General features: G+C 64.5%; 10 protein-coding genes. 3 read left to right on the forward strand and 7 right to left on the reverse strand.

The window, feature by feature from the left end; all coding sequences use genetic code 11:
- Nucleotides 1-55: 55 nt before the first annotated feature.
- From DOM45_RS08290 to DOM45_RS08300, 3 genes are read right to left on the reverse strand one after another with little or no spacing between them, the layout of a single operon-like run.
- Complete coding sequence (locus DOM45_RS08290) at nucleotides 56-676, reverse strand: PqiC family protein (RefSeq protein ID WP_240612327.1); 621 nt, start codon at nucleotides 674-676, stop codon at nucleotides 56-58.
- Nucleotides 673-2325 carry an intermembrane transport protein PqiB gene (gene pqiB, locus DOM45_RS08295; protein ID WP_110599407.1) on the reverse strand — a complete coding sequence of 551 codons (1653 nt, stop codon included), beginning with the start codon at nucleotides 2323-2325 and terminating at the stop codon, nucleotides 673-675. Before pqiB ends, DOM45_RS08290 begins: the two co-directional genes overlap by 4 nt.
- The gene (locus tag DOM45_RS08300; protein ID WP_110599409.1) at nucleotides 2318-3685 is read right to left on the reverse strand and encodes a PqiA/YebS family transporter subunit; all 1368 of its coding nucleotides are present in this window, start codon (nucleotides 3683-3685) and stop codon (nucleotides 2318-2320) included. Before DOM45_RS08300 ends, pqiB begins: the two co-directional genes overlap by 8 nt.
- 303 nt (nucleotides 3686-3988) lie before the next feature.
- Here DOM45_RS08300 and DOM45_RS08305 point away from each other — a divergent pair, with 303 nt between their 5' ends.
- A complete protein-coding gene (locus tag DOM45_RS08305) occupies nucleotides 3989-4957 on the forward strand; it encodes a calcium/sodium antiporter (RefSeq protein ID WP_240612359.1) in 969 nt (322 codons plus the stop codon).
- 25 nt (nucleotides 4958-4982) lie between these two features.
- Here the strand turns inward: DOM45_RS08305 and DOM45_RS08310 are convergent, their stop codons facing one another.
- The 4 genes from DOM45_RS08310 to DOM45_RS08325 form a co-directional block, all read right to left on the reverse strand.
- Nucleotides 4983-5924 carry an ArsA family ATPase gene (locus tag DOM45_RS08310; protein ID WP_157958371.1) on the reverse strand — a complete coding sequence of 314 codons (942 nt, stop codon included), beginning with the start codon at nucleotides 5922-5924 and terminating at the stop codon, nucleotides 4983-4985.
- A 29-nt stretch (nucleotides 5925-5953) separates the two neighbouring features.
- The gene (locus DOM45_RS08315) at nucleotides 5954-6250 is read right to left on the reverse strand and encodes a cory-CC-star protein (RefSeq protein WP_110599415.1); all 297 of its coding nucleotides are present in this window, start codon (nucleotides 6248-6250) and stop codon (nucleotides 5954-5956) included.
- A complete protein-coding gene (locus DOM45_RS08320; protein ID WP_110600409.1) occupies nucleotides 6237-7994 on the reverse strand; it encodes a carbon starvation CstA family protein in 1758 nt (585 codons plus the stop codon). The genes DOM45_RS08315 and DOM45_RS08320 overlap by 14 nt, the downstream gene beginning before the upstream one ends.
- Before the next feature lie 158 nt (nucleotides 7995-8152).
- Nucleotides 8153-9388, reverse strand: coding sequence for a multidrug effflux MFS transporter (locus DOM45_RS08325; protein ID WP_205909424.1), 1236 nt, complete (start codon nucleotides 9386-9388; stop codon nucleotides 8153-8155).
- 498 nt (nucleotides 9389-9886) lie between these two features.
- Between DOM45_RS08325 and DOM45_RS08330 the strand changes: the two genes are divergently transcribed.
- Both DOM45_RS08330 and cydB read left to right on the forward strand, forming a co-directional pair.
- Nucleotides 9887-11299, forward strand: coding sequence for a cytochrome ubiquinol oxidase subunit I (locus DOM45_RS08330; RefSeq protein WP_110599417.1), 1413 nt, complete (start codon nucleotides 9887-9889; stop codon nucleotides 11297-11299).
- Nucleotides 11300-11302: 3 nt separating this feature from the next.
- On the forward strand, nucleotides 11303-12304 hold the full coding sequence (gene cydB / locus DOM45_RS08335; protein WP_110599419.1) for a cytochrome d ubiquinol oxidase subunit II: 1002 nt from the start codon (nucleotides 11303-11305) through the stop codon (nucleotides 12302-12304).
- Nucleotides 12305-12324: the final 20 nt, after the last annotated feature.

Raw genomic sequence — 12324 nt, forward strand, 5'->3', positions numbered from 1 at the left:
CGCTCCCGGGTCGACGCCACTCAATGTCCGAACGGGCCCCTCGAACTGGCGCCCGTCAATCCGCGGATGGCGCCGCGCGAACCGACGCCGCGACCTGCCGCGCCACCTCCTTCCACACCGCACCCAACGCGCGCACCAGCGCCGGATAGCCGTCATTCTCCAGTGGCCGGGTCACGTCGAAATGGCGTTGCATCACCAGCCGGTTACCGTCGTGGAGTTGCCACTCCCCGGAGGCCACGGCGCGACCGTCGTAGCGTCCCTGGAACTGATCGACGCTCAGCGATAGCCGCTGCGCCCCGGCGCCGCCCTGAGCCGAGCTGACGACCGTCACGCCCGGCAGCTCGGCAGACAGCGACTGGCGCAACTGGCGTGTCAACTGGTGGCCCAGCTCTTCGGCCCACAGATTCTGATTGGCGGCATTGAGCTCGATATCGCTGGTCTGCATCACGATGCCTTCCTGATCGAGATAGCTGGCCACCTCGACCGGGCTGACGCTGAGTTGCCGATTCCCGGAGATCGACGACGTTGGCGACGACGGCGGACTCTCGACCTCCGGCAGGGTATAGCGATTGGTTGGTGTCGATTGCGCGGCACAACCCGCCAGGGCCGCGGTCGCGATCATCAGCAGGGTCATGGCGCCGAACTGGCGCCAGCGGAACATGAGTGAGGCCATCATTGGGGAGCTCTCGGCACAGGGTCGGTTTGGACTTCGCGATCGAAGATCAGCGCATTGGGCTGCTCGCGAAGAGTCTTGGCCACCGGCTGCAGATCGCGCATCAATATTTCCAGCTGCTTGAGGGTGTCATTCAACTGACGGTACCCCGAGGAGCCGGCAGAGAAGCCGTTCAGCGTATTCTGCAATTCCTGGAGCGTGTCGTTGAGACTGCCCGGTAGCTGTTGCGTCGCGGGGTCGGAGACGATGGCATTGACCGATTCGGCGATCTGACGCACCTGCTCCAGCGTCTGCTGAGAGGTCTGCATTGTCTGATCCAGGCGGTCGAGAATCGGCTCGACTTGCAGATTGTTGAGCTTGTCCAGCAGGTTCGAGATCTTCTGTTCGATCTGCGCGAAACCACCGGAAACGGTCGGGAACACGGGCTTGCCGTCGAACGTCAGCGGCTTGTAGGGATCGGCGTCCTGGCTGAAGTTGAGATCGACGAACAGTGCACCGGTCAGCAGGTTGCCGGCCTTGAGCGTGGCGCGCAGCCCGAGGTCCTTGAACATCTTCTCGAAGCGCTGACGCACTTCTTGATCGTCGATATTCTTGTTGATGTCCTCGCCGCTCTCCAGTCGCTGAGGTTCGATCCGGATCAGCACCGGAATCGCGAACTGGTTGAGACCGTCCGGTTGCGGGGCGGTGAAGTGCCACGGAACCGCGACGACGGTACCGACGCGCACGCCGCGATACTCCACCGGCGCGCCGCGACTGAGCCCTCTAACGGTGTCATCGACCAGCAGGACATATTCGATGTACTGGTCATAGGTTCCCTCGCGCGCACTCTCCTCGCTGTTGTAGAGGGTGTAGGTCGCGTCCTGCTTGGCCGGACCGCCCCGGGTCACGTCCTCCGGCACGCCGAAGGTGACGCCGCCGCTGATCAACGTCTCGAACGAGTCCAGGTTGACGTTCACCCCCTCCGAATCCAACTGCACGTCGATGCCGGAAGAGCTCCAGAAACGCGTGGTATCGGTCACCAGACTGTCGTAGGGAGACTGGATGAAGATGCGGTGGCGCATCTCCCGTTTCTCGGGGTCGAAATCGGTACTCTCCACGCGACCGACGGTATAGCCCTGGTAGGTGACCGGATCGCCGGCGCTGAGCGAATTGCCGACCTGACTCACCAGGTTGATCCTGAGTCCAGGGGCATCCGGCGGTGCGACCGGCGGCTGTTCGAGGACATCGAAGCTGTCCTGAGCTTCATCGCTCTTGCCCGGCGCGAGCTGGATGTAAGCGCCGGACAGCACGGTATTGAGACCGCTGATGCCCTCGCGCCCGATGCGTGGCTTGACCACCCAGAAGCGCGTCTCGGCATTGAGCATTCGCGCCGCGTCGTTGGACATGCGCGCCGTGACCACGGTGTGTGACAAGTCGTCGGACAGGCGGACGGCCTCGACATGGCCGACTTCGACATTGCGCGTCTTGATCAGGGTCTTGCCGGCCTCTATGCCCTCGGCGTTGTCCATGTTCAGCGTGATCAACGGCCCTCGGCTGGAAATGTTGTCCCACACCATCCAGGCACCGATCAGCGCCGCCAGTAGAGGCACTATCCAGATCGGCGAGAGTCGCGATTGCGACACCCGTTTGGCGCGTTGCATCGAATCAGGCATCGTCGGCTTCCTTGACGGGCGAGTAGGGTGACTGGCGTTTGAGCGCGGCCGGCATGTGGGGCTGCATGTTGCGCGCGTCCCAGATCAGGCGTGGGTCGAAGCTGATCGCGGCCAGCATGGTAATGATGACCACCGCGGAAAAGGCGAGCGCCGCCGGGCCTGGCGTGATCGCCAGCAGCGATCCGGCATGGACCAGGGACACCAGAATGGCGACCACGAAGACGTCGATCATCGACCAGCGCCCGATCAGTTCGGTGATCCGGTACAGCTTCTGGCGCTTGTGCTTGAATTCGGATTCACCGCTGCGCCGGACTGTAATGCAGAGCCAGCCGAGTGCGAAGACCTTGCCGATCGGCACCACGACACTGGCGGTGAAAATGACCAGCGCGATGGGCCAGTCGCCGTGGCCGAGAAAGATCATGACGCCGCCAATGATGGTCGAGGGCGTTTCGTTGCCCAGCGACGTCGTGGTCATGATCGGGTAGAGATTGGCGGGGATATAGCAGAGTGTCGCCGCGATCAGCAGCGCCCAGGTCTTCTGCAGACTGTGAGGGCTCCGGAAGCGTAGCGGCTCGCCACAGCGCTGGCAGCGCCCGCGCCCGAAATGGCCGAGGCGATTGACCAGGCCGCAGGTCGGGCAACCGGTGAGCTTCTGTTCGGCGGCCGGCTGGCCCGGTCGGCACCCCTCGGGGGCGAGCGGCTCACCCACCAGCGAGAACCACATCCAGTCGGTGTCGATGGAGCGTGTGGTCAGCAGCAGCAGCAGGGCATAGACGCAGAACGCCCAGAACGACAGGCCCAGGTCGACGGATGCCATGCCGGCGATCTTGATCAGGCTGACGAGGGCGCCGATGACGAACACGTCCGCCATCATCCAGGGGCCTAGATGGGAGAGCGCGCGAGCGATGCGGTAGCTCCGCGGCAGCGGACGTCGTTGCAGGAGGCCGAGGTGCAGCCAGACGACGGCGAGGAGATAGACCGTGGGCAGCACCACGACCGTCAGCAGGACCAGCATGCCGACGAACGGCTCGTGGAATCTGACGAGACTGGCGGAGGTGTCGACGAGATGAATGGCATTGCTGACCCCGCGCGCTTCGAAACTGATGAACGGGAAGTAGAGCGCCGCCGCCAACGCCATCAAGGCGCTGATGGCAAATGCCAGGCTGCGCTCGGCGGGGCGAAAATGTCGGTGGCTGAGTGTGTGACCACAGCGTGGGCAACTGGCTCGCTCACCCGGATGCAGAGGCGGCAGGGCGACCAGTAGATCGCATTCGTGGCAGGCACGAAGACGACGACGCGTCCGTCGAGGCGTCAGGAAACTCGTCTTGTCGATGTCAGAGTCACTCTTGCCTGCTGCCAAAGCCGTACCCGATGCGAAAGCTGGATGAAAGGCGTACCACGCTGCTTGATGTCAGCATGTTACTGGAATACATACGTCCGTGCATGTTTGTTGGATGCACTCGAAGACGCTGGCGTCGTTGTCGAAAAGTCATGATAGTTCAGCCGCTTGGATACTATAGTAGGCTAAGGCCGTTTTGCCGAAGAAGCACAATCGCTTACCTGGGCGGCAGAGGCGTTCTCCGGAGCGCAGCCGGGCGCTCTGTCGTTGCCCCGCCACCGGCTGTCGGGGCCTTACGAACATAGGGGAGATCCTAACGTGTGGATGGCGCTGGCGGCCATTGTGGCCGGACTCGTGGTACTGGTGTGGAGTGCCGACCGATTCGTGGATGGCGCCGCGGCGACGGCTCGTCATCTGGGGCTCCCGCCACTATTGATCGGCATGGTGGTGATCGGTTTCGGCACCTCGGCTCCGGAGCTGATGGTATCGGCGCTGGCAGCCGTCCAGGGCAATCCCGGCCTGGCGCTGGGGAACGCCTACGGCTCGAACATTACCAATATCGCCCTGATCGTAGGGCTGGTGGCGGTGATCAGCCCGCTGACTGTGCACTCTCAGGTGATCCGCCAGGAGTTGCCAGTGCTTGGGGGGGTGACGCTGATTTCGCTCTGGTGCCTGCATGACGGCGTGATCTCCCGCGTCGATGCGGTCCTCCTGCTGGCACTGCTCTTCGGTTTCCTTGGCTACAGCATCTGGCGGGCCCGCAGTACCCACGGCGATGCGCTGGAGACCGATGTCGAGGCGCATGCGGCAGCAGACGCCATGTCGCTGAAGCGCGGCGTGGTCTGGACGCTGGTCGGCTTGCTGATGCTGATCGTCAGTTCGCGCTTTCTGGTCTGGGGCGCGGTCACGGTCGCCGAGGCGTTCGGGGTTAGCGATCTGGTCATCGGGCTGACGGTGGTCGCCATCGGCACCTCGCTGCCGGAGCTTGCGTCTTCCATCAGTGCGGTACGCAAGAACGAGCACGACCTGGTGATCGGCAACGTGGTGGGCTCCAACCTGTTCAACACCCTGGCGGTCGTCGGCCTGGCCGGCGTGATACACCCCATCGACGTCGATCCCGACGTGCTGGTCCGGGATTGGCCGGTCATGGCGGCACTGACGCTGGCGCTGCTGGTGTTCGGCATCGGCATCAAGGGGCAGGGCCGCATCAATCGGCTGGAAGGTGCGGTGTTGCTACTCAGTTTCGTGGCCTACACCACGTGGCTGGTCTACAGCGTGATCGGCACGCGCTAGACCATCGACTCGGGCCGCCCGACCCTCATGGCTGGGCGTGCCACGGCGCCAACCCGCTCAGCGCTTGCTGGAGCGGTACCAGATCGTCACAGCAGGCCGGGGCATGGGACTGGTGATCGATACGTATGCACTCGCGGTCGGGGAAGGTCGCCTCGAGATGATCGATCCAGGGGCGTTGCTCCTCGCGCCAGTTGGCGAGCCATTGGCTGTCGATCTCGGCAGGCAGGCACTTGTTGATGACCACGGCGCCGACGTGCAACCCGTGACTCTCGAGAAGTTGGCGGGTGCGTGTGGTTTCCAGTGCCGGCAGCCGTTCCGGGTTGGCGACCAGGATCACCGCCGAGTGCGCGGGACAGGTCAGGTGCTCGCGGGCGGCGGCGAGACGCCCGCGGCGGCGCATCAGCGTCTCCTGGATGGGATCGTCGACGACCTCGCCGTCGCCTAGCCACGCCTTGTAGTCGCTGCGTACCTTGCGGCGGCGCTGCATCAATCCCTCCACCCAGGCGCCCATGATCTCGGGCAGCGCCAGTAGACGTACCGTGTGCCCGCCGGGCGCGGTGTCGAAGATCAGTCGATCGTACGCGTCGCCGGTATCCAGCAACAGGCCCACCAGGGCATCGAACAGGGCGGCTTCCTCGGTGCCGGGAGCATGTCGTGCGAGGTCGAGCTGGCGAAACACGGTTTCGCTGCGTTCGCCGCTGACCAGGGGGCGCAGCGTGGCCTTGACCTGCTCCAGGTAGCGTTGCGTCTCGTGATCGGGATCGAGCTCGACGACGTCGAGACCGGCCCGCATGCGCGTTGGACTCGGCCCCGGCGAGCGCCCGAACAGATCCGCCAGATTGTGGGCCGGGTCTGTGGAGACCAGCAGGGTCCGCCAGCCGGCCGCCGCGCAGCTCAAGGCATAGGCGGTGGCGCAACTGGTCTTGCCGACGCCGCCCTTGCCGCCGAAGAAAAGGCTCTTGGCCATGCGGGGTTCCTTGTGCGACATGCGCCCGCCTAGCAGCAGCGGAAGCCCGCCAGGGGCGAGCGCGGCATGCCCTGGCGGGTGTGCCACTCGTGGAAGCGGTCGAGCATGTGCGGGTAGAGCTCCAGGGTCATGTCGCTGACGGGATTGGGGATTCCCATCATGTCGCAGAAGCACAGCAGCATGAAGAGATCCTCCTCATCCTGCAGCTCCCGGGCGATTTCGCGCCGGTGCGGCAGGCTCAGGACCGCGTCGTATCCCTGGATCGCGCGATGTAGCCGCGATCGCCACAGGGCAACCGTGGAGACCTCGTTGTCAGGGCGATTCATCGGAGCTCAGCGATGGCTGCCGTGTGCCAGTGTCGTCCTGGCGGAAGCTGCGCGAGGCCTCGAGCAGGATCCACAGCGTGAACACCATGATCAGGCTCCCGAAGATGAACAGCAGCCAGTTGCGGTCGGCATCGCCGAAACCCGACCAGGTGAAGATCACCTGCTGGCCCATGGCCCACAGCGTCATGACCAGCAGGAACAGCATGGGGGCGAGGGTAAAGATCACCGGGCGGCCCTGGCGCTTGAGCCATACCGAGACCAGCATCAGCGTGATGCCGGCCAGCAGCTGGTTGCTGGTGCCGAACAGCGGCCACAGCAGGTAGCCGCCGGAGCCGAAGCCGTTGGGACCTTCCGGCAGGATCACCAGCGCGCCGCTGGTGATGACGGCGATGCTGGTCGCGACGTGCTTGCGGGCGATGACCGGCATGCCGTACTCGTTGCCCAGCTCGGCAATGATGTAGCGCATCAGGCGCACGGCGGTATCCAGGGTGGTGGCGGCGAAGCTCACCACGATCACCGCGATCAGCGTCGACCCCACCTGTTCGGGAATGCCGAGATTGCCGGCGAGCTGGCCGGCACCCCTCACGAACGACCCCAGGCCGTTGGAGCCGGCCGCGGAAAAGCTCGAATAGGTGGCGGTGAAGTCGGCGCCCGAGGCGAACAGGGTGCCCACCGCGATGATCGCGATCATCGCCAGCATGCCTTCGCCCAGGGCGCCGCCATAGCCGATCATGCGGGCGTCGGTTTCCTTGTCCAACTGCTTGGAGGTGGTGCCCGAGGCGACCAGGCCGTGAAAGCCGGAGATCGCGCCGCAGGCGATGGTGATGAACAGCAGCGGATACCAGCTGATCTCCGCCTCGCCGTTGATGCTGGGCGCGGTCATCTCCGGCGCGCCGAACAGCAGCCCCAGGTACAGCAGCGCCAGGCCGACCACCAACTGATGCGAATTGATGTAGTCGCGCGGCTGCAGCAGTTTCCAGACGGGGAGCGTCGAGGCGATGTAGACGTACACCATCAACACCACGATCCAGACCAGGAAGGCCATCGAGGTGCCGTTGAAGCCGCCGACGACCGGTGCGTCGGCCCCGCCGAACCAGCTCACCAGGTCGAACTGCAGCAGCGGCACCTCGCTGGCCACCAGCACCGCGCCGTACATCACCGCCAGAGCGACCACCGACGGCAGCAGCATCGAGCCCGAATGGCGATAGACGCGATAGCCGATCCACACGGCAAGCGGAATCTGGATGAAGACCGACAGCACACTGGCCGGGAAGGTGATGAACAGCTTGGCGATGACCCAGGCGAAGACCGCGTTGACCATCAATACCAGAATCAAGATGATGAACAGGAACAGCAGTTTGGCACGCTGTCCGATCAGCCGGTTGGCCAGTGTCCCGATCGAATGGCCCTTGTGGCGATTGGAGAGCACCACCGCGCCGAAGTCGTGGACGCCGGCGGCGAAGACGGTGCCCAGCACCACCCACAGGATGGCCGGCAACCAGCCCCAGTAGATCGCGATGGCAGGCCCCACGATGGGCGCCGCCCCAGCCACCGAGGTGAAATGGTGGCCCCACAGAATCCACTTGTTGGTGGGAACGTAATCGACACCGTCGCGATAGGCATGCGCCGGCGTTTGAAAATCGGCGTCGAGTCGGTAGATGCGTTCGGCGATGAACTTCGAATAGAACCGATAGCCCATCACGAAACACACGGTACCGAACAGGGCGATCCAGATAGCGTTCATGGGCATCCCCTAGACCGTTCCGGCGGGCGTGGCGGAGCACGGCCACCTGCGTTGTCGTGGTATGCCTACACTACCGAAGAACAGGAGGGCGCTCCGTTAGACGAACGCAGCAGGCGCGCGAGGGGTTTCGAAGAGACCCGAGATCTCCCTCCGGTGGCTCAGCCCGGGGGCTGGCGATCGAACCGCAGCGCGGTTCTCAACGCGATCTGGCCGATCACGGCAGCCGTGGCCAGCACCACGGCCGCACCCAGGGCCGGGTTGTCGCCCAGGCCGGCCAGCGCCGTGCACAGAGCGCCGATGCCCATCTGGGCGAATCCGTAGAGCCCGGCCGCGGAGCCGACCACCCTGGGGTTGATGCCCACTGCCAGCGTCAACGCGGTCGGTCCGGTCATCCCCACCCCGAAGGTGAACAGCAGCACCGAGGCTTCGAGGGTGACCGCCGAAGCCCAGCCCGCCAGCACGATGACCAGCATCGAGATTCCGCCCGCCAGGCTCAGCAGGCTGGCAGACAGCATCAATCGCACCAGGCCGACGCGGTGAATGGTGCGATTGGTGATGAAGTTGCCCAGCGAGATGCTGAGGATCAGCAGCGACAGGTAGTACGCCACGTGACTCGCCGGCTTGCCCAGCTGTTCGACGAAGATGAACGGTGCCGAGGCGACGAAAGCGAACATCGCCGTGGTGACGCAACCTCCGCCGATCGCGTACCCGATGAAGGCGGGAGAGCGGAGCAGGGTGCGATATTCGTGGGCCAGGTTTGGCAGGTTGATGCGACCGGTGGCTTGTGCCGTTTCCGGCATCAGCCGCCAGACGAACAGCAGGTTGCCGACACCCATCAGGCAGAGTGCCAGCAGTACGGTTCGCCAACCCAGCGTCGATGTCAGCAGGCTGCCGATCAGCGGCGCCATGGCCGGGCCGATGGCGACCACCAGGTTGAGCACCGCCAGGCGCTGCACCGCCCGGTCCGGGGCCGCGGTGTCGCGGATCATGGCGCGCCCCAGCGCCAGCCCGGCGCAGCCGCCGAAGGCCTGGAAGAAGCGCGCCGCGATCAGCATCTCGACGCTCTGCGCCTGCCAGGCGACGACGCCCGCGATGCTGTAGATGGCCATGCCGAGCATCAACGCCGGTCGTCTTCCCAGCGCGTCGGAGAGCGGGCCATAGAAGAGCTGGCCGAGCGCCAGACCCAGTATGTAGAGGCTGATGGTCAACTGCATTCGGGCGTTGTCGGCGTGCAGCGCCTCTCCGGCGATCGGCAGCGCCGGCACGAAGATGTGCATGGCCAGCGTGCCGGCCAGGGTGATCATGACCAGCATCCACAGGGCCGGCACGGGACCGGCCTTTGTCGTCTGGGCCGGGGAGGCCGAGCGGGCGGTCGAGGAGGTCGGGTCGGTCACGAAGCGCCTCGTGATCAGGGATAAGAGTCAGGCAGGATCCAATAGCGGGATAGCCATTAGCCTGTATGTCATTCGAACCTTACGCGATCTGCCTTTGTATGACTATTTGACGTATGACTATTTGACCAAAGCCGTCTGCCGCGTGACGACGCGGGGCGGCCCCCGGTCGCCACGGCGTGTCAGCCAGGCATATTGTCGCAGGTGTGCTGGAATCCGCCGGGATGAAAGTCGGCTCTGCGGGTGGCGCGGAGGCTTGGAAACCCTCGTGGTTGGCGACTTTCGGCAGCATTGCCTAGGTTGTCTAGAGCGTCGCGCGCAACAGTGCGGCATGGGGCTGCGACAACCGGACACGGCGGCCCGGCCCAGGGTCGCGCCTATGATAGGGCGCATCGAACGGCTGCAATGGCCGGGCGAGGGACAAACAGCAAACAGTCAGATGAAACAGCTGCCGTCGGGGTATGAGGGAACCGCTGCCCTGGCGCTTGCGAGGAGTCAGCCATGGCGTTAGATCCTATCCTGCTATCACGATTGCAGTTCGCCTTCGTGGTCTCTTTTCATGCGATATTTCCCGTCTTCACGATAGGGCTCGCTTCCTATGTGGCGGTGTTGCAGGGTCTCTACGTCGCGACCGGTAACGCGGTCTGGGATCGTCTGGGCCTGTTCTGGACCAAGATATTCGCCGTCGTCTTCGGCATGGGCGTGGTTTCCGGCATCGTCATGGCCTTCCAGTTCGGTACCAACTGGAGCAATTTCTCCCAGTTCGCCTCGAACTTCATCGGGCCGATGCTGAGCTACGAAGTGATCACGGCGTTCTTCCTGGAGGCCGGGTTCCTCGGCGTGCTGCTGTTCGGCCGCCATCGTGTCTCGCCGTCGGTGCATTTCTTCGCTGCGCTGATGGTCGCCATCGGTACCTTCATCTCGGCCTTCTGGATTCTGGCCACCAACAGCTGGATGCAGACGCCGCAGGGTTACGAGATCCGCGAGGGTGCCGTGCACGTGACCTCCTGGCTGGAGGCCATGTTCACGCCCTCCTTCCCGTATCGATTCGCGCACATGGCGCTGGCGGCCTTCCTGACCGGAGGCTTCGTGGTCTGCGGGGTCAGTGCCTGGTTCCTGCTCAGACGGCGCGATGTCGAGGCACACAAGCGGGCGCTCTCCATGACCATGTGGCTGCTGCTGATTCTGGCGCCGTTACAGGCCTTCGTGGGTGACGAGCACGGTCTCAACACCCTCGAGCATCAGCCGATGAAGATTGCGGCGATGGAGGGGAACTGGGAGACCCAGTCCAATGTTCCATTGCTGCTGTTCGCGCTTCCGGACCGCGAGCTCCAGGCCAACCGCTTCGAGATCGGTATCCCCAACGGCGCCAGCCTGATTCTGCGTCACGATGTCGATGGCGTGGTGCCGGGGCTCAAGGAGATCCCCGTCGATCAGCAGCAGCCGGTCTGGATCGTCTTCTACAGCTTCCGGGTCATGGTCGCGCTGGGTCTGCTGATGATCGCGTTTGCCGTCACCGGGCTGGTGCTTCGCCGTGGCGGGAAGCTGTACACCTCGCGCTGGTTCCTGCATGGCCTGCAGGGCATGAGCCTGGCACCGTTCATCGCGGTGCTGGCGGGGTGGTTCGTGACCGAGATCGGGCGCTCGCCCTGGCTGGTCTACAACGTGCTCTCCTATGCGGATGCGGTCACGCCCTCGCTGACGGGTGGCATGGTGCTGGCGACGCTGATCGGCTATGTCGCGGTCTACGCGGTGATCTTCTGGGCCGGCATCTACTACTTGTTCAAGGTCGTTCGCCAGGGGCTGGACGATCTCGGTGCGGACGAGGAAGTCCATGACGCCGACCGCCCCATGCGTCCCTTGTCCGCCACCCACGTGCCATTCGACGGCACCACCGCGTCATCCAGGAGCTGAGCCATGGAAATGTACGATCTGTCGCTGATCTGGGCCTTCATCATCGCGTTCGGCGTGATCATGTACGTGCTGATGGACGGGTTCGACCTGGGCCTGGGCATTCTGTTTCCGTTCGCCCCCGACGAGGACGCCCGCGACGTGATGATGAACTCCGTCGCACCGGTGTGGGATGGCAACGAGACCTGGCTGGTGCTCGGCGGTGCCGGTCTCATCGCCGCTTTCCCGCTGGTCTACACCATCCTGCTCCCGGCGCTCTACCTGGGGGTATTCCTGATGCTGGCCGGATTGATCTTCCGTGGCGTGGCGTTCGAGTTTCGCTTCAAGTCCAAGCGGACGCGGGGCTGGTGGAACGCGGCCTTCGCCGGCGGCTCCTTCGTCGCGGCGTTCGCCCAGGGCTGCGTGGTGGGGGCCTACATCCAGGGCTTCGAAACCGCGAATCGCGTCTATACCGGCGGGGCGTTCGACTGGTTGACGCCGTTCTCGGTCCTCACCGGCATCGGGCTGGTGGTCGGTTACACCCTGCTGGGGGCGACCTGGCTGGTGCTGAAGTCCGAGGGGCATGTTCGCGAGTGGGCGCGAGGCTTGATTCCCGGGCTGCTGATCGGCGTGCTGGCGATATTCGTCATCGTCAGTCTGTGGACGCCCTGGATCGATCCGGGCGTGTTCGACCGCTGGTTCGATCATCTGCAGGTGATCTGGCTGCTGCCGTTCGCGGCGCTGCTCTGCGCGGCTGGAATCTACCTTGCCACTCGCCGTCGCCGTGAAGGGCTGGCGTTCCTGTTGACGCTGGGCCTGTTCATCTTCACCTACCTCGGACTGCTGGTCAGCCGCTGGCCCTACGTGATCCCACCGGATTACACGCTCTGGGACGCCGCCTCGGCGCCGGAATCCCAGTTCTTCATCCTGATCGGGGTGCTGTTCGTGGTGCCGATCGTGCTGACCTACACCGCGTGGTCCTACTGGGTCTTCCGCGGCAAGGTCCGCGTCGGTGAGGGCTACCATTGAGCGCCGCCAGGCGATCCGCT

The sequence above is a fragment of the Salinicola lusitanus genome, assembly GCF_003206045.1.
Classification (GTDB): Bacteria; Pseudomonadota; Gammaproteobacteria; order Pseudomonadales; family Halomonadaceae; genus Salinicola; species Salinicola lusitanus.